The 16,048-nt window shown below is 65.9% G+C and carries 17 protein-coding genes; 8 read left to right on the top strand and 9 right to left on the bottom strand.

Annotated features, from left to right (window positions below):
- Positions 1 to 2 precede the first annotated feature (2 nt).
- Complete coding sequence (locus tag ACUCV0_RS07020) at positions 3 to 1,298, bottom strand: MFS transporter (protein WP_059315662.1); 1,296 nt, start codon at positions 1,296 to 1,298, stop codon at positions 3 to 5.
- Positions 1,299 to 1,551: 253 nt separating this feature from the next.
- On the opposite strand from ACUCV0_RS07020, the gene ACUCV0_RS07015 reads away from it, so the two are divergent.
- Positions 1,552 to 2,541: a LysR family transcriptional regulator gene (locus ACUCV0_RS07015; RefSeq protein WP_482212363.1), complete on the top strand. Its 990-nt coding sequence runs from the start codon at positions 1,552 to 1,554 to the stop codon at positions 2,539 to 2,541.
- 72 nt (positions 2,542 to 2,613) lie between these two features.
- On the top strand, positions 2,614 to 3,474 hold the full coding sequence (locus tag ACUCV0_RS07010) for an ion transporter (RefSeq protein ID WP_482212362.1): 861 nt from the start codon (positions 2,614 to 2,616) through the stop codon (positions 3,472 to 3,474).
- Between the two features lie 12 nt (positions 3,475 to 3,486).
- Here the strand turns inward: ACUCV0_RS07010 and ACUCV0_RS07005 are convergent, their stop codons facing one another.
- Together ACUCV0_RS07005 and ACUCV0_RS07000 are read right to left on the bottom strand one after the other, a co-directional pair.
- The gene (locus tag ACUCV0_RS07005; protein ID WP_482212361.1) at positions 3,487 to 4,110 is read right to left on the bottom strand and encodes a glutathione S-transferase family protein; all 624 of its coding nucleotides are present in this window, start codon (positions 4,108 to 4,110) and stop codon (positions 3,487 to 3,489) included.
- Positions 4,104 to 4,736, bottom strand: coding sequence for a DJ-1/PfpI family protein (locus ACUCV0_RS07000; protein WP_482212360.1), 633 nt, complete (start codon positions 4,734 to 4,736; stop codon positions 4,104 to 4,106). The genes ACUCV0_RS07005 and ACUCV0_RS07000 overlap by 7 nt, the downstream gene beginning before the upstream one ends.
- Before the next feature lie 252 nt (positions 4,737 to 4,988).
- Here ACUCV0_RS07000 and ACUCV0_RS06995 point away from each other — a divergent pair, with 252 nt between their 5' ends.
- Entirely contained in the window at positions 4,989 to 6,005 is a 1,017-nt protein-coding gene (locus ACUCV0_RS06995; RefSeq protein ID WP_482212359.1) for a GGDEF domain-containing protein, read from the top strand.
- Positions 6,006 to 6,011: 6 nt separating this feature from the next.
- Here ACUCV0_RS06995 and ACUCV0_RS06990 read toward each other — a convergent pair whose 3' ends face one another.
- The 3 genes from ACUCV0_RS06990 to ACUCV0_RS06980 form a co-directional block, all read right to left on the bottom strand.
- Positions 6,012 to 6,410: a septal ring lytic transglycosylase RlpA family protein gene (locus tag ACUCV0_RS06990; RefSeq protein WP_482212358.1), complete on the bottom strand. Its 399-nt coding sequence runs from the start codon at positions 6,408 to 6,410 to the stop codon at positions 6,012 to 6,014.
- Between the two features lie 144 nt (positions 6,411 to 6,554).
- Complete coding sequence (gene trhA, locus ACUCV0_RS06985; RefSeq protein WP_313648223.1) at positions 6,555 to 7,181, bottom strand: PAQR family membrane homeostasis protein TrhA; 627 nt, start codon at positions 7,179 to 7,181, stop codon at positions 6,555 to 6,557.
- 36 nt (positions 7,182 to 7,217) lie between these two features.
- The gene (locus ACUCV0_RS06980) at positions 7,218 to 8,573 is read right to left on the bottom strand and encodes a cation:proton antiporter (protein WP_174523144.1); all 1,356 of its coding nucleotides are present in this window, start codon (positions 8,571 to 8,573) and stop codon (positions 7,218 to 7,220) included.
- A gap of 182 nt (positions 8,574 to 8,755) precedes the next feature.
- Between ACUCV0_RS06980 and ACUCV0_RS06975 the strand changes: the two genes are divergently transcribed.
- Entirely contained in the window at positions 8,756 to 11,149 is a 2,394-nt protein-coding gene (locus ACUCV0_RS06975; RefSeq protein ID WP_482212357.1) for a DEAD/DEAH box helicase, read from the top strand.
- Here the strand turns inward: ACUCV0_RS06975 and ACUCV0_RS06970 are convergent.
- Together ACUCV0_RS06970 and ACUCV0_RS06965 are read right to left on the bottom strand one after the other, a co-directional pair.
- Positions 11,146 to 11,604 carry a DUF4442 domain-containing protein gene (locus ACUCV0_RS06970; protein WP_313648225.1) on the bottom strand — a complete coding sequence of 153 codons (459 nt, stop codon included), beginning with the start codon at positions 11,602 to 11,604 and terminating at the stop codon, positions 11,146 to 11,148. The genes ACUCV0_RS06975 and ACUCV0_RS06970 overlap by 4 nt on opposite strands.
- Positions 11,605 to 11,766: 162 nt before the next feature.
- Positions 11,767 to 12,957 (bottom strand): sugar transporter, encoded by a 1,191-nt coding sequence (locus ACUCV0_RS06965; RefSeq protein WP_271655568.1) that lies wholly within the window; start codon positions 12,955 to 12,957, stop codon positions 11,767 to 11,769.
- Between the two features lie 418 nt (positions 12,958 to 13,375).
- On the opposite strand from ACUCV0_RS06965, the gene copM reads away from it, so the two are divergent.
- Entirely contained in the window at positions 13,376 to 13,711 is a 336-nt protein-coding gene (gene copM, locus ACUCV0_RS06960; RefSeq protein ID WP_059315674.1) for a CopM family metallochaperone, read from the top strand.
- A 61-nt stretch (positions 13,712 to 13,772) separates the two neighbouring features.
- Positions 13,773 to 14,153: a VOC family protein gene (locus tag ACUCV0_RS06955; RefSeq protein WP_174523169.1), complete on the top strand. Its 381-nt coding sequence runs from the start codon at positions 13,773 to 13,775 to the stop codon at positions 14,151 to 14,153.
- On the opposite strand, the gene ACUCV0_RS06950 is transcribed toward ACUCV0_RS06955, so the two are convergent.
- Positions 14,150 to 14,998 (bottom strand): CAP domain-containing protein, encoded by an 849-nt coding sequence (locus ACUCV0_RS06950; protein ID WP_482212356.1) that lies wholly within the window; start codon positions 14,996 to 14,998, stop codon positions 14,150 to 14,152. The genes ACUCV0_RS06955 and ACUCV0_RS06950 overlap by 4 nt on opposite strands.
- Before the next feature lie 152 nt (positions 14,999 to 15,150).
- On the opposite strand from ACUCV0_RS06950, the gene ACUCV0_RS06945 reads away from it, so the two are divergent.
- Both ACUCV0_RS06945 and ACUCV0_RS06940 read left to right on the top strand, forming a co-directional pair.
- Positions 15,151 to 15,432 (top strand): peptidylprolyl isomerase, encoded by a 282-nt coding sequence (locus ACUCV0_RS06945; RefSeq protein ID WP_059315677.1) that lies wholly within the window; start codon positions 15,151 to 15,153, stop codon positions 15,430 to 15,432.
- Positions 15,433 to 15,528: 96 nt separating this feature from the next.
- Positions 15,529 to 15,945: a GFA family protein gene (locus tag ACUCV0_RS06940; RefSeq protein WP_482212355.1), complete on the top strand. Its 417-nt coding sequence runs from the start codon at positions 15,529 to 15,531 to the stop codon at positions 15,943 to 15,945.
- Positions 15,946 to 16,048: the final 103 nt, after the last annotated feature.

The raw sequence follows: 16,048 nt of genomic DNA, 5'->3' as shown, positions 1-16,048 counted from the left end.
GATCAGGCGGGAGTGACATGGGCGGTAGCCTCCCGGCGGCGGGCCAGGGCCGCCACACACAGGAACGAGAGGCCCGCCAGCAGGGAGTAGAAGACCGCCAGCGGCCACCACTCGCCCGTGAAGCGGTGCGCCAGCAGGGTGCCGACCATGGGGGTCAGGCCACCGGCGATGGCGCCACAGATCTGGTAGGCCAGGGAAATCGCCGTGTAGCGCACCCGGGTGGCGAAGACGCCGCTGACGAAGCCGGCGATCACCGCATAGAAAGACGCCATGCAGGCCGCCGCCAGGGCGATCCCCAGCACGATCAGCGGCGCCGAGCCGGTCTTGACCAGCACGAACATCGGATAGGGCGAGGCCATGGCCAGGGCGGAGATCAGCAGCAGGAAACGCGCGCTGCCCAGGCGCTCGGCGAGCAGCGCGGCCAGCGGCTGGACCAGGAACTGGATGAGCGCGACGAACAGCAGGCAGTCGAGGATCAGCGAGCGCGACAGCTCCAGCACCTGGGTGGTGTAGCTGAGCATGAAGGTGTTGGTGAAATAGACCCCGGCGATGCCCAGGGTATTGGCGCCGATGCACAGCAGCAGCGGCCGCCAGGCGGTGCGCAACACCTCGGCCGCCGGTGCCTTGACCGTCTCCTGGCGCCCCTTCATCTCCGCGAACTCGGGGGACTCGTCCACGCCCAGGCGAATGGCCAGGCCGACCACCAGAAGCAGCGCGCTGGCCAGGAACGGCAGGCGCCAGCCCCAGCTGAGCAGGTCTTCTTCCGGCAGACTGGTGACACTGCGAAAGGCCAGGATCGACAGGATCAACCCAGCCGGGCTGCCCCACTGGGCGAAGGACGCGAAGAAGGTGCGCCGCCCCTTGGGTGCGTGTTCGCCGGCCATCAGGACGGCACCACCCCATTCGCCACCCACGGCGATGCCCTGCACCACCCGCAGCAGGATCAGCAGGATCGGCGCCCAGACCCCGGCCTGGCTGTAGGTCGGCAGCACCCCGATGAGTATCGTCACCACGCCCATCATCAGCAGGGTGACGATAAGGGATTTCTTCCGGCCGATGCGGTCGCCGATGTGGCCGAACACCAGGCCACCCAGAGGCCGGGCGAAGAAACCGACGGCAAAGGTACCGAAGGCGGCCAGGGTGCTCAGCAGACGATCATCGGAAGGAAAGAACAGCTGGCCGAAGACCAGTGCGGCGGCCGTGGCGAAGATGTAGTAGTCGTACCACTCGATGGTGGTACCGACGAAGGCTGCCGCGGCGGCGCGCCGGGGTTGGCGACGAGGCGAAGTGGACGGCATGCAGGGGTGCTCCTATCGACTACCGAAAAGAGGGGCGCCGAGGGGCGCGGACGAAGCGGACTGGACGGTCGAACGCCCAGAGGGCGATGGGCCGGAGCGGTCAGGGAGACATGGACGCAGCACTCCTGGGATGTCGTTCTTGTTGGGCAGGAGAGGAAAAAGGATGCAGGAGCGTTCTAGGACGCCTTGACGTCGTTATCCCCTGGAGGGCTAAGATTAGTCAATTTTCTAATTCTTATACTTATCTATAAGCATGACTAATAATAAGGATAGGCCGCTCTCCCCCGCGCCTACGCAGGAGGGGGGTCGGCGCTTTCTCAACGATCGGCTGGACTGGAATCTCCTGCGCACCTATCTGGTAATCGTCCAAGAAGGCAGCGTGAGTCGTGCCGCCGCGCGCCTGCACCTGACCCAGCCGGCGGTGAGCCAGGCGCTCAAGCGGCTGGAGGAGCAACTCGACCGCGCGCTGATCATCCGCCGCGGACCGCGCTTCGCCCTCACCGAGGCCGGGGAAGAGGTAGCCCGGATCGCCAGCGATCTCTATGGCAACGTCTCCCGTCTTGGCGCCGCCCTGGAGCATTCCACGGAAACCGTGGTGGGCAAGGTGCGGATGCTCACCATCAGCCGCATCCAGTCACGCTGCTACGACGACTTCCTCGCTGACTTCCATCGGCGCTTTCCGCGGGTGGAGCTGGAGATCGACGTGATGCGCAGCTCGGACATCATCAGCTCTCTGTTGCAGAAGACCGCGACCCTGGGCCTCGCCCTGTGCCGGCTGCCCCAACCCAAGCTGGAACAGCGGGTGCTGTTGCAGCAGCGCTATGCCTTCTTCTGCGGACGGCGCCACCCACTGTTCGGCCGGAGCGGGTTGTCGCTGGCCGATCTGCAGGGCGAGAATTTCGTCAGCTTCACCAGCGACCAGATCGGCGGCAGTCTCTCGCCGCTCACCATCTTTCGCGACCAGCAGGGCTTCACCGGCCGCATCGTGGCCTCCTCGCCCAGTCTCGAAGAGATCCGCCGCCTGGTCGGGGCCGGCTACGGCATCGGCTGCCTGCCCCAGCACGTGGTGGCCGACGATGTGGCTGCCGGCGAACTCTGGCGTCTGCCGCCCAGCGAGGGAGTGGCCGATGTCGACGTGCATCTGCTCTGGCACCGCGAGCAGCGCATGACCCAGGCGGAAACGGCGTTGCTGGAAGGCTTCCAGCATCTGCTGGCAACCACCGAGGTGGCGGCGCGGCTCTAACGCGCATTCCACCCGCCTGCGAGGGGCGCCTTGCTATCCTTGTGCACCGGACACCCTCGCCAAGGAGCTTCCATGGACCCCTACCCTCGCCCAGGCACCTGGCGAGAGCGCCTGTACATCATCATCTTCCATACCCATACCCCGGCTGGAAGACTCTTCGACACCCTGCTGCTGGCGGTCATCATGGCCAGTCTGGGCGTGGTGATGCTCGACAGCATCCAGTCCATCCACCTGCGCTACGGCAGCTGGCTCTATGGGCTGGAATGGATCTTCACCGGCCTCTTCGCGATCGAGTACCTGCTGCGGGTGATCTGCGCGCCCCGACCGCGGCAGTACGTCACCAGCTTCTATGGCTTCATCGACCTGCTGGCCGTGCTCCCGGCCTTTATCGCCCTGCTGATGCCCGACGCCCAGTATTTCCTGGTCATCCGGGTGCTGCGGATGATGCGGGTGTTCCGGGTGCTCAAGCTCACGCCCTACCTGAGCCAGGCGGATTTCCTCATGGTGGCGCTGAGCAGCAGTCGCCAGAAGATCACCGTCTTCCTGCTGGCCATCTGCACCTTGGTGACCATGTTCGGTACCTTCATGTACGTCATCGAAGGGCCGGCCAATGGCTTCACCAGTATCCCGCGCAGCATCTACTGGGCGGTGGTGACCCTCACCACCGTGGGCTTCGGCGACATGGTACCCAAGACCGCCCTAGGCCAGACCCTGGCGAGCATGATCATGATCACCGGTTACTCGATCATCGCCGTGCCCACCGGGATCTTCACCGCGGAGCTAGCCAATGCCATGCGCAGTGCCACGCTGCAGCGCGACTGTCCGCACTGCCAGAAGCCCACCCACGAGCCCGATTCCTCCTTTTGCAACCGCTGCGGCAGCCCGCTGTTTCCCCGTCCTGCGACGGGTCAGCAGGATAGGTCGGCGTCCTAGAGCGGAGGCCGCCTAAGGCGTGGCATCGCTGGCATGGCATGCCCAGGCGGGCCGGGTGGCCAGGCGGTCGAGATAGGCCTCGATCGCCGGCGTCGCGATCCGCTCGATCGGAGTGCGCCGCCAGCGATGCAGTGACAGGCCCAGGACGATATCGGCCAGGCTGAAGTGCTCGCCGGCCACATAGGGGCCGTGTTGCGCCAGGTGCGCCTCCAGGATGGCAACGCGCCCGTTCCAGGCGGCGACGCCCTCCTTCAGACGCTGCGGATGGGGCACTGGCGGCTGGTGCTTGACCAGCGCCAGATAGGGATAGCTCCAGGCGGGATTGAATTCGCTGGCCTGCCAGTCCAGCCACTGATCGACCCGTGCCCTGCCCCGTGGCGCTTGCGGATAGAGCGCCTCGCCACCATGGGCATTGGCCAGATAGCGCAGGATGCTGTTGGACTCCCAGAGCACGAAATCGCCATCCAGCAGTAGCGGAATCTGGCCATTGGGATTCCACTGCAGGTACTCGGCGGACTGCGCCGAGCGAAAGCCGGCGCCCCAGTCCTCGCGCTCGTAGCCCAGGCCCAGTTCATCCAGGCACCAGAGCACCTTGCGCACATTGATCGAAGAGATGCGACCTAGGATCTTTAACATGCTGAAGCGACCTCCAGAGGTTGGCGGCTGAGATAGGGCTCGATGTTACCGAGCGCCCGCTCGACATAGACCTCCTTCTCGCCGACCGGTGCGACGTAATGCAGCGCCTCGGCCGCCGCCTCGCGGCCCAGCAGCCGAGCGATGGCCCAGGTGGCCAGGTAGCTGGACGCCAGGCAGCCGCCGGCAGTGGCCAGGTTGCCACGGGCGAAGAATGGCTGTTCCAGTACCTCGATGCCGGCGTCCTGCACCCAGGGCTTGGTGGTGAGATCGGTGCAGCCGGGCACGCCGTCCAGCAGGCCAAGTCGCGCCAGCAGCAGGGTGCCGGAACACTGGGCGCCGATCAGCTGGCGAGCGGGATCGAGCACGGCCAGCTGCTCCAGCAGCGCCGCATCGCGGGCGAGTTCGCGGGTGCGGATGCCACTACCCACCAGCACGGCGTCGCAGCCGGCCAGCTCCTCGAAGCCCGCCTGCCGCTCCAGGCGGACGCCATTCATGGAGGTCACCCAGGGCGAGGGCGCCATCAGCGAGACGCGCCAGTCCGGGCGCTTGATGCGATTGAGAATCCCCAGGGCGATCAGGGAGTCCAGCTCGTTGAAACCGTCGAAGGTGAGGATGGCGAGGTGCATGGGGCTACCGGATGAACGGGAGGAGTCCGGATTCTCGTCCCGTTTCGGGCCGACCGGCCAGATACAGTGCCGCGCCAAGCCAGGCATACAGCCAGGTAGAGCGCCGTCATAGCTCTGGTCCGGCGCTCCCATGTGCCGCCACTCAGCGGATAGTGGCCCCTGGCCATTAAAGTAGTCAGCCTATCGGCCGATAGGCTGACGCCACCCGGCCTCCCACTTGCAGCCCTCCTCAGCACCCCCTCCGAGAACCAGATGGACGACGAAAACCGTTACGAGCTGCACGTCAGGCGAGTGCTGCGCACGCCTCTGCTGGTGCTGCAGCCGTTGATGCTGGTGATGTGGCCGCTGAGCCTGTTGAGCAATCCTCTGATCGGCAGCCCTTACAAGCCACGCTATTTCGCGGTGATGTTGCTGCTACTGGGCGTCAGCGCCCTGCTCAGCGTGGTGCGCAGCGCTCGGTTGATGAGTCTGGCCTTCACCGGCAACATCTGGGCGCTCGCCTTCGCCTTTCGGATCCAGATCAACGATGCGGGTGACGCGGGTCTCTACTGGAATCTGCCCGTCGCCCTGGTCTTCGGCCTGGGTACCTGTGGCCTGACCTATCGCCTCTCCCACTACCTGCTCACCCTGCTGGGCACGCTATTCATCCTCTTCGTCGGCCAGGACCAGCTGGTGCCAGCCGCCATGCCCGGTCCTCTGGTTGGGTTGCTGCTGGCGGTGGCCCTGGCCATCGGCATCGCCTACAACCATGCCAGCAGCCAGGGAATGCGCCGGACCTTCAGCCTCAAGGAGCGCTATCGCCTGCTGGCGGAAACGGACGAGCTGACCAGGATCGCCAATCGGCGCAAGCTCCTACGCGAGGTAGAGGCCGCGCTGGCGGCGAGCCAGGACACACCCGGCCATTTCATCATGCTCGACATCGACAACTTCAAGGAGATCAACGACCAGTACGGCCACCAGGTGGGCGATGAGGTGTTGATCGCCACGGCCCGGGAGATCAACCAGCTCGATCCGGCATTGCAAGGTGGTCGGCTGGGTGGCGAGGAGTTTGGCCTGCTGATTCGCGGACAGGACGATGCCCGGGTACGTACCTTGCTGGGTACCCTGCAGACGCGGCTGGCCGAGGCCGCCCCCCTGGGCATCACCTTCAGCGCCGGAGTGATGCGTCTGGAGCCAAACGGATCGCTGAGCGACCTGCTACGGCGAGCGGACGAAAGTCTCTATCGGGCCAAGCGACAGGGCAAGGATCAGGCAGTCTGGGCTGCCTGAGGCGCTCTACTCCAGTTTTTCCACCTTCACCGCCGTGGTGCCATCCTCGACCATGTCCACTCGCCGGGCAGCGGCACGCGAGAGGTCGATGATGCGTCCACGGATATAGGGCCCACGGTCGTTGATGCGTACGACGACGGCGCGATCGTTTTCCAGGTTGGTCACCTTGACCCGGGTGCCAAGCGGCAGGGTCTTGTGGGCGGCAACCAGTTCATTGTTGTTGAAGGTCTCGCCACTGGCGGTTTCCTTGCCATGGAATTTGCGCGCATAGAAGGAGGCCTTGCCGCGCTGTTCGAAGCTGGCTTCCTTCTTGATGGGCGCGGCGACGGTCTTGGCATCCTTTTCCTGGCAGGCCGTGCAGGCGAGCAACAGGAGCAATACAAGAAATCTGGGGCTGCTGAACACGTTTCACCTTCCTCTTCTTCTTCGTTTTGGGGAAAGCAACGCACTGGGAATGGGTTCAGCTATCTGAGAACCAAACAGCCACCCAAGGGTTCGCCACCGATGGCCATAGGCCGCCATATCTGTGACGAGCCCCTCAAGACCAGGCTAGGGCGTCGGTAGCACGTACCTGAGGATGGCGACGAAGTGCAGCGCGCTGCCGGCCATGACGAAGCCATGCCAGATGCCGTGCCAGTGACGAAAACGATCGTCGAAGACGAAGAACAGGATGCCGACGGTATAGAGCACGCCGCCGGCTGCCAGCCAGGCGAAGCCTTCGCCGCCCAGGCGATCCAGCAGCGGCCCCACCGCCACCAGCACGATCCAGCCCATGACGGCGTAGATCACCAGCGACAGGATGCGCGCTTCCGAGCGGGGCTTGAGCTCCTGCGCCATCCCGACCAGGGCCAGGCCCCAGACGATGCCGAACAGCGTCCAGCCCCAGGGCCCGCGCAAGGTCACCAGGCAGAACGGCGTGTAGCTGCCGGCGATCAGCAGGTAGATAGACAGGTGATCGAGCTTTTGCAACAGGCGTTTCGCCCGTCCCTTCACGCTGTGGTAGAGGGTCGAAATACTGTAGAGGATCACCAGCGCGACCCCGTAGATGGCCACGCTGACGATGCGCCAGGGATCGCCCTGCAGGCTGGCCAGCACCACCAGGGTAATGGCCCCGGCCAGCGCCAGCAGCGCACCGACCAGGTGGGTCCAGGCATTGAGACGTTCGCCGTGATACATGCGTCCTCCAGGTCAGGGTCGCACCGTGACTCAGGCTCAGCCTGAGCCCTCGCGACGGGCGGTGAGGCGCTCATAACGGTCGAGCAGTGGCTGGATGGAAACCCCATGTACCGCGATGCTCAGGGCTACCACCGACAGCGTCAGGTCGACGATGGTCCCGGCCCAGTCGGCCGTGACATGATGCGTGAGCGCGTAGCACAGATAATACAGGCTACCGATTCCACGAATGCCGAACCAGCCGATCAGCGCCCCCTGATGCCGCTCGATACGGGTGAAGGGCAGCATGGTCGCTACCCCCAGCGGCCGGATCACGGCGAACAGCAAGGCACCCAGCAGCAGGGCGCGGCTGTCCCAGTGGGTGATGAGCACCACGCCGAGCAGGGTGACCAGCAGCACTTCGAAGGAGCGCTCCACCAGGCTGCCAAAGGCGAGCATGTCGCCCATCATCACGCCGGCCGCCATCTTGGGCTCTTCGAGATCGTCCGCCTTGGCCACCGTGGCATGCTCCGGCGCGCCGGTGAGATGCCCGATCACCGGCTGCGCCAGTTGTTCGGAAGGGATTTCCGCATTGCCGGAGGTCTGCACCTCGGCCTGGCGCAGGCCCAGCCCGGCGGCGAACACCGCGAGAAAACCGTAGCCGCCGATCTCGTCGGCCAGCACATAGGACAGGGCGATCAGCGCCAGGGCGAGGAAGTCGTTGGGCGAAATGGTGCTGTCACCGTGCCGGGTACGCAGGTAGATCATCAACCGGCCCACGCCCTTGCCCATGGTGTAGCCCAGCAACAGGCCCGCCGGTACCGCCCAGAGCACGCTTTTCAGGAACCACTCCAGGGTCCAGCCCCACTGGGGCTCGCCATGTTGCAGCAGCAGCAGACCGAGCAGCACGAAGGGAAAGGCCGTGCCGTCGTTGAGGCCGGCCTCACCAGAAAGGCCGAAGCGCACCCGGTCGAAATCCTGGGCGTGGTTGACCTGTACCAGGCCGGCCAGCACCGGATCGGTAGGCGCGAGGATGGCACCGATCAGCAGGGCCACGCCCCAGGGCAGGCCGAGCAGATAGTGAGCGACCAGGCAGACCCCGGCGATGCTGAGGACCATCACCGGCCCGGCCAGGAGGTAGGCACCGTGCCAGGAGGAGCGACGGAACGACAGCCGCAGCTTGAGGCCGCTGACGAACAGCGAGAAGAGCACCGCCACCTCGGTGAGGTGGCCGATCCAGTTCGCCGACTGCTGGAAGTCGACCTCGGCCAGGCCCAGGCCGATGGGACTGATGAGCATGCCAAAGGCCAGGCAGACCACCGAGGTGGTCACCGGCAGCCAACGGAGATAAGCGGAGGTCAGGGCCAGGATCATCAATAGCGATCCCAATACCCCAACCCAGACGAGAAAAGTCATGTGGGTAGCGTGATCCAGAACAGGAGAGGAAGAGCCGGTGGCGGGCGCCACCTTCCTGATGGAGACTGCGCCAAGGCCGCCACAGTGCCGCCTATCTGCCGAATGGCGTGCCCTGCAGTGACCCCAAGGCCCTGACCGGGGTCCCATGCCTTACAGTCCCTCCACGGAAAGCCTCTTCCCGCATGAGCGATCACCGCCTCCGCAAGCAACGCCGTCTCGACCGCCTGCAGCTATTCCTCGACTGGGCCAGCCGCACCCACGCGACCTTCACTGCCAAGCAGCAGCACCAGGAACTCTGGTTCAAGCCTTACGCGGGCTATCCCCTGCCGCACCTGGGGCGCATCGCCAAGGCGTTCTGGCTGGGTCTGGACGAAGCTGCCGCGGTAGCGGCTGGCAGCACGCCCGATCCCGATACCCTGCTGGGCCAGGCCCTGCTCGGAGCGGGCAAGACCTTTGGCTATCCGGTGGATATCTTCGGCAGCGAGAAACTCTTCACGGGTGGCGCAGCGAGCGAGTTGCTCGAACCTCACTGGGCGCTGCAGCTGGCGGAAAGCGATTCCGCGACCGGATTCGAGGCCGCGGTACGGCAACGCCTGGGTGCGAGCGTGCGCGAGCGGCTTGGCGTGATGGCAGCGCCCTTCGCCGAGATGGCCGAGGAAGATCGCCAACGTGTGCTGGAGCGGGTGCCTCAGGCCCTGATCCGCCTGGACGACTTCCTGCCGCGCGCGGTGGAGGTGCTCAACGAGACGCGCCACGAACTGAGGTTCAACGTGGTGCTGACCCACGAGGACATCCGCCTGGAGATCCCCCGGCGCCTGGCGGCCAATCAGGGGCGCCTGCTCGGCGACGCCGATGTCGCCGCGCTCAAGGCGGAGGCCGAGCGGGAACTGCGCGAGCGCTTCGCCGTGCTGGTGAGCGAAGCCGATGCCCTGGACTTCGATCTGCACCAGCTCGGCACGCCGCGCCTGCAGGAGCTGATGCGTCTGGAGGCCGACAAGCTGCGTCGGGCCCTGCGCCATGCCGTGACCCAGCAGCGCGAGAAGATGGCCTTCGCCGTGTTGCTGGAAAACAACCCGCGCTTCGGCCAGTACCACCAGAACTATCCGGCCCGGCGCCTGACCCGCACCTGGACCGCCCTGCTCGGCCCCACCAACAGCGGCAAGACCCACAGGTCCATCGAGGCCATGGCGGCGGTGACCCACGCCATCTACCTGTCACCGCTGCGGCTGATGGCCCTGGAGAACCAGGAGCGCCTGGAATCCCTCGGCGTGCCCTGCTCCCTGGTGACTGGTGAGGAAGAGATCATTCGTCCGGGCGCCACCCACTTCTGCTGCACCGTCGAGGAATTCGCCCGCTTCCGGCGCCAGCAATGGGAGGTGGTGGTGGTCGACGAGGTGCAGATGCTGGCAGATCCGCAACGCGGCTGGGCCTGGGTCGATGCCCTGGTCAGCGCCCATACCAAACGCCTGCTGATGACCGGCCCGGCGCTGATCGAACCCTCGCTGCGCACCCTCTGCGACCTGTGCGAGGACCGCCTGGAGATCAAGCCCACCAAGCGCCTGTCGCCGGTCACGGTGGCGCGCCATGCCACCGCCCTGGAGCGCCTGGAACCCGGGTCGCTGCTGGTGGCTTTCAGCCGGCGAGTGGTGCTGGAGCTCAAGGGCCTGCTGGAGATGGCCGGCCGTCGGGTCTCGGTGGTCTATGGCGCCCTCTCCCCGGAGGTGCGTCGTGAACAGGCGCGGCGCTTCCGCGAAGGCGAGACCGAGATCATGGTGGCCACCGATGCGGTGGGCATGGGCCTCAACCTACCCGCCCATACCCTGTGCTTCTATACCGACGAGAAATTCGACGGGGTGCAGAATCGCCCGCTGCGGGTGCAGGAGGTCAAGCAGATCGGCGGTCGCGCCGGGCGTTTCGGCCATCATGCCGAGGGCGAGATCACCGCGCTGGAACCCCATGTGCTGCGTAACATCAAGCGGCTGTTCCACAGCCCGGACGATCCGGTGGACCTGCACCAGTTCCAGGTGCGACCGAGCCTGGAACATCTCCGCGCCCTGTCCGACTTCATGGAGGAGCCCAGCCTGCTGCGCACCTGGCTGACCTTCAACCGCAACATCAACTACGGCGATGCCTTCGTCTCGGTGCTCCCCGATGAACTGGCCGAGTGGATCAAGCTGATCGACCTGCCCGGCATCGATTTCCAGCTGCGCTGGATCTTCGCCTGCACGCCGATCCGCGGCGGCCTGGAGGGCCCGGCCAGTGGCCAGGCCCAGCGCTGGCTGCGCATGGTCGCCCGCGGCGAGCCGGTGGATTTGCCGCGCATTCCCATGGGTACCGATCTCGCCGGACTGGAAAGCGCCCTGCACGTGGTGGAGACCTATCTGCACCTGGCGCGCAGTCTGCCTGAACTGTTTCCCGCACTGGAACGCGGCCAGGATCATCGCGACCTGCTCAACGACGCCATCACCCGCGAGCTGTCGCGCCGCCGCCGGCCGCGTGGACAGGAGAAAGGCCAGGGCAAGGGTGGCAGGCGCCAGGGACGTGGCGAACGCCAAGGTGGACGCTTCGGGCGCTAGGCCGCCGGCGTCCGCGCCTTGAAGCTCCAGGTAAAGAAGAACTCGGCCACCTGCTCGCCGCTTTCATCGGTGCCGACGCTACGCAACTGGACGGCCTGCGGCTCGCCTGTCTCCCGTGCCCGGGTCAGGGCCGCGGCGATGACCGCGCCCTGGTCGCAGCGAAAAACGATGGTGCCCACCGCCTTCTTGGTGAAACTGGCGCTCATCGCCACCACCAGCATGGCGAAGCGCTGGCCGGAGCGGCGGATATGCAGGTCGGCGAGCAAGCCGGTGGAAAATTCCGCGGCCATGCCTTCCACCGCCCAGAACATGCTCTTGAAGGGATTCTGGTTCAGCCAGCCATGGGTGACCTGCATCTGGCAGCCGGTGGCGTCCAGGTGACGCAGGCGCAAGCCGGCGATCTTGGCGATGGGTATCTTGGTCCAGGCGAAGAGATTGAACAGCAGTCGATTCATGGCAGGCGCATCCGGCAGCCTGGCTGAAGCGCCAGGTGCCCCGCAGCTTAGCGCGTCACCTCGGGTCGCTCCATGGCAGGCGGGCACGGCCCGGCAGACAGTTCGCGACTCGCTAGTCGCGCGGTCCAGGGCGCCTCGAAACAGCCGAGGCGCCCTGGCCCATCACAGCGGATTGGCGTTGAGCTGCTCGGCATAGCGACGGGTCATGAACACCGCGAACAGCAGGCCAGCCACCGCCAGGCTGCCGCCCACGAGGCCGATATAGGGCATGCCGACCTGGGAGCCCACCACGCTACCCAGCAGGGCGCCCCCGCCGATACCGACGTTGTAGATGCCGGAGAACAGCGCCATGGCCACGTCGGTGGCGTCCTTGGCCAGGGCCAGTACCTTGGATTGCAGCGCCAGGCCGAAACTCATGATGGCGACACCCCAGATCACGCTCAGCCCCTCCAGCATGAAGTCCTTCCAGGCGAAGGGCAGCAGCAATAGCAGCGACAAGGCGATACCACCGATGGCGATGATCAGGAAACCATTGGGGAATCTCAGGCTGTAGCGGCTGAACAGCAGCGAGCCAATCACCCCGGAGCCGCCAAACAGCAGCAGCAAGGCGGTGATCTGCATGCCGCCCATCCCCGCCACTTCCACCGCAAACGGCTCGATGTAGCTGTAGCCGGTGAAGTGGGCGGTTACCACCAGCACCGTGAGCAGGTAGATGCACAGCAGCGCCGGCCGCTTGAACAGCACCGGCAGGCTGGCCAGGGAGCCGGAGTTCTCGCTGGGCAGCAACGGCAGGTTGCGCGCCAGCCAGAGCACCGTGCCCACCGCGAGGGCGGCGATGGCGACGAAGGTGTAGCGCCAACCCAGCAGCTCACCCAACACCCGGCCCAGCGGGATGCCCAGCACCATGGCCAGACAGGTGCCGGTGGCCAGCAGGCCGAGGGCCTGGGTCTGCTTGCCGGCCGGTGCGATGCGCACGGCGAGCGAGGCGGTGATCGACCAGAACACCGCATGGGCGAAGGCAATGCCGATGCGACTGGCCACCAGCACCTCGAAGCTCCAGGCCACGCCGGAGAGGCCATGGCAGAGGATGAACACCGCGAAGACGAACATCAGCAGACGCCGGCGCTCGATGGCACGGGTGGCGAGCATCATCGGCAGCGACATCAGAGCGACCACCCAGGCATAGATGGTCAGCATCAGCCCGACCTGAGACGGGCGCATGTCGAAGCTGCGACCGATGTCGCTGAGCAGCGCCACCGGCACGAATTCCGTGGTGTTGAAGATGAAGGCGGCCAGGGCCAGGGCGATGACACCGGACCAGCTGGATTTCCGGGCTTCGGCGGTAGCATCCATGGAAGGTCTTCTACTCCAGAGCGAAAGGGTGGACCGTGACTCCCGGTCAGGGAGCCGACGACAGAAACCCACAAGCAAAGGCATTGCCCGCCTGCGACGCTGGGGTCGCGAGCGAGAAGTCTGCTGTAGGGAAGATTGGAATTGGATGTAGTAAAAATTCTACGCTGTCGTTTCGGACCACCACAACCGTCCGCAGTTGCGCGCAGGTCAGGCCGTGGCGCCAGGCAGCGGCTTCAACTCCCTGAGCGGCGGCGTTTTTGCTGCCGTGGCGCCGCACGCAACCGACCTGGCGGTGCGACAAAACATCGCGAAACCTTTTCCTGCGACGGGGCTCCCAGCGAGACAGGTCCGGCGATTGACCTTGCCCCAGGGGCAAGCTCTAGCCTCGGCAACGTCAGCCAGTTCAGGAGCCTTCCCCATGCGTATTGCCCTTCCCACCACCCTGCTCGCCCTCACCCTCCTGGCCAGTGGTTTCGCCAGTGCCGCCCAGGACGACCACCAGGCCCACCAGGACATGCAGAAGAGCATGGAAGCCATGCATCAGGGCATGGAAGAAGGCCTCAAGGCCAAGGATCCTGACCTGGCCTTCGCCAAGGGCATGCTGGCCCACCACGAGGGCGCCGTCGACATGGCCCGCTACCAGCTCCAGCACGGCAAGGACCCGGAGATGCGCACGCTGGCCGAAAACATCATTCAGGCCCAGCAAACGGAAATCGATCAGCTCAATCGCTGGATCAAGGCCCACGGCAAGTAATGGTGCACCGCGTGCGGGACTGGCACAGTGAAAGGCCAGTCCTGTCGCGGAGACTCCCATGCTGATCGATCACCTGGATCATCTGGTCCTGACCACGGTGGACCTCGCCGCCTGCGAGGATTTCTATACCCGGGTGCTGGGCATGCGCCTGGAGGTATTCGGTACGGGGCGCAAGGCCCTGCGCTATGGCAACCAGAAGATCAATCTGCACGAGCGGGGCCATGAATTCGAACCCAAGGCGCACCTGCCGGTGCCGGGCGCGCTCGACCTCTGCTTTATCGCCCGCCAGCCGCTGGACGCCGTGATCGCCCACCTCCAGCGCGAAGGCTGGCCGATCCTGGAAGGCCCGGTGGCGCGGACCGGCGCGACCGGACCGATCCGCTCGGTCTATGTGCGCGATCCCGATCTCAACCTCATCGAGATCGCCGAATACCAGACCTAGCGCGGCCGGCCGAACACCTGGGTCCAGTAGAGGCTATGGGTGCTGCGCGGATTCAGGGCGTAGGCCGCCCCCATCTCGGTGAACTCCGGATTCATCAGATTGGCGCAGTGCCCCGGGCTGGCCAACCAGCCCTGCATGGCCTGGGTGACCGAACCGGCGCCGGCGGCGATGTTCTCGCCGATACGGGTCCAGCCATAGCCCTGCTTGGCCACCCGCTCGGCCACGGTGCCGCCGCCGGGCGCCGTGTGGGAAAAGTAGTCGCGGCCGGCCATGTCCTGGCTGTGGGCCAGGGCAGCATTGGCCAAGGCCGGATTCCAGCGTAGCGGCGTGGTGGCGGCGAAGCGCCGGGTGCCGCAGGTGCGGGCCTGGGCACGGGCGCGATTGACCTCGGCCAGGACGGTCTTGCCGGCTGTCTGCCAGTCGCCCAATCCGGCGCTCACCACCGGACGCGCCAGCACCAGCTGCCAGCGTGGCCCCTGCTGACTCACACCAATCTGGGCATAGTCGCTGCTGGCGAGCGGCCGGCAATACTGCTGGCGCAGCCCGGCCATGGCCGCCTGGGCCGTGGGCGCGCCCGCCAGCATGATCACCTGCACCGCGGACGCCTGGTAACCCGCGGCGCGCAGATCGCTCTGCAGGCGATCCCGTCCGGTCAGCCGTACGGCGGCCAGGCGATTGTCGGCGGCAAGGGGCGCGGCCGCGCGCATGCCGGCGCAGCCCTGGGGCGCAGCGCGATAGGCGTTGATCAGGCTGACCAGCCGTGCCTCCTCGGGCGTCGCCGCCAGCGCGGCATCGGTCAGCAGGCTCGTGGTCAGCAGCAGGGAAAAGGCAAGAAAGCGAGGCATGCGCGGGCCGATCCGAAAAGAGGGAAGCGCTATTTACCCGCCCTGAACCCGAGGCGCAACCCAAACGGCCCGTCAGCCGAGGAACGGATGGCAGTTTGCTTGCAAGGGTGATTGGAGTAGGCTCGCCCGCTCATTCAACAGGAGTCTCTCCCATGGCCAAAGCCTCTGCCCGCCACATCCTGGTTTCCAGCGAAGACAAGTGCAACGAACTCAAAGCCGCCATCGAAGGGGGCGCCGACTTCGCCCAGGTGGCCAAGGACAACTCCAGCTGCCCCTCCAGCCGTCAGGGCGGCGACCTGGGCACCTTCCGCCCGGGCCAGATGGTCAAGGAATTCGACACCGTGGTGTTCAGCGCGCCACTGAACCAGGTCCAGGGTCCGGTAAAGACCCAGTTCGGCTATCACCTGGTGGAAGTCACCAGCCGCGAGGATTGATCTCGCCCGCGCTCTCGTCCGTAGCGAGAGCGCCATCCCTGCGTTTCCTGCCTGACCGACTATCCTGCAGAGCTACCGTCTCGCGAGGATAGCCCCATGCCCCTTCCGCTCTCCCGTCACGGCCAGTGCCTCTGTGGCGCGGTCCAGTTCGACTGCCGTATCGCTACCCCCGAGGTCTCGGCCTGCCATTGCCGTACCTGTCGCCGTTGGAGCGGCGGTCCGCTGCTGGCGGTGGAATGCGCCGAGCCGCCCCTGATCAGCGGTGGCGACGCCCTGGCCGTCCATGCCTCATCCGACTGGGCAGAGCGCGGCTTTTGCCGCCACTGTGGCACCCACCTGTTCTACCGCCTCAAGGCGGAGCCACACTACGCCATTCCGGTGGGCCTGCTCGACGGCGAGGACTGGTTGCTGGACAGCGAGATCTTCATCGAGGAACAGCCGGCCTGGTACTGCTTCGCCCATTCGCGCCGCCGGCTGACCGGCGCCGAGGCCTTCGCCGAGCACGGCCAGTAGCGCAAGCCTAGCGCTACCACCACCGGTCGGCGTCAACTGCGACCACTGGTCGCCTCGACCGGGGCTCCTTGAAGGCGCCCGGCACTTCCCTTAGCGCGCCAAG

Source organism: Pseudomonas sp. VMV1 (genome assembly GCF_056790235.1).
Note: the sequence above shows the minus strand (reverse complement) of the source record. Positions and strands in the feature narration are given on the sequence as shown.

Coding starts and splice junctions, on each gene's coding strand:
- ACUCV0_RS07020 (WP_059315662.1), bottom strand. CDS start 1,298: ATGCCGTCCACTTCGCCTCGTCGCCAACCCCGGCGCGCCGCCGCGGCA.
- ACUCV0_RS07015 (WP_482212363.1), top strand. CDS start 1,552: ATGACTAATAATAAGGATAGGCCGCTCTCCCCCGCGCCTACGCAGGAG.
- ACUCV0_RS07010 (WP_482212362.1), top strand. CDS start 2,614: ATGGACCCCTACCCTCGCCCAGGCACCTGGCGAGAGCGCCTGTACATC.
- ACUCV0_RS07005 (WP_482212361.1), bottom strand. CDS start 4,110: ATGTTAAAGATCCTAGGTCGCATCTCTTCGATCAATGTGCGCAAGGTG.
- ACUCV0_RS07000 (WP_482212360.1), bottom strand. CDS start 4,736: ATGCACCTCGCCATCCTCACCTTCGACGGTTTCAACGAGCTGGACTCC.
- ACUCV0_RS06995 (WP_482212359.1), top strand. CDS start 4,989: ATGGACGACGAAAACCGTTACGAGCTGCACGTCAGGCGAGTGCTGCGC.
- trhA (WP_313648223.1), bottom strand. CDS start 7,181: ATGTATCACGGCGAACGTCTCAATGCCTGGACCCACCTGGTCGGTGCG.
- ACUCV0_RS06980 (WP_174523144.1), bottom strand. CDS start 8,573: ATGACTTTTCTCGTCTGGGTTGGGGTATTGGGATCGCTATTGATGATC.
- ACUCV0_RS06975 (WP_482212357.1), top strand. CDS start 8,756: ATGAGCGATCACCGCCTCCGCAAGCAACGCCGTCTCGACCGCCTGCAG.
- ACUCV0_RS06970 (WP_313648225.1), bottom strand. CDS start 11,604: ATGAATCGACTGCTGTTCAATCTCTTCGCCTGGACCAAGATACCCATC.
- ACUCV0_RS06965 (WP_271655568.1), bottom strand. CDS start 12,957: ATGGATGCTACCGCCGAAGCCCGGAAATCCAGCTGGTCCGGTGTCATC.
- copM (WP_059315674.1), top strand. CDS start 13,376: ATGCGTATTGCCCTTCCCACCACCCTGCTCGCCCTCACCCTCCTGGCC.
- ACUCV0_RS06950 (WP_482212356.1), bottom strand. CDS start 14,998: ATGCCTCGCTTTCTTGCCTTTTCCCTGCTGCTGACCACGAGCCTGCTG.
- ACUCV0_RS06945 (WP_059315677.1), top strand. CDS start 15,151: ATGGCCAAAGCCTCTGCCCGCCACATCCTGGTTTCCAGCGAAGACAAG.
- ACUCV0_RS06940 (WP_482212355.1), top strand. CDS start 15,529: ATGCCCCTTCCGCTCTCCCGTCACGGCCAGTGCCTCTGTGGCGCGGTC.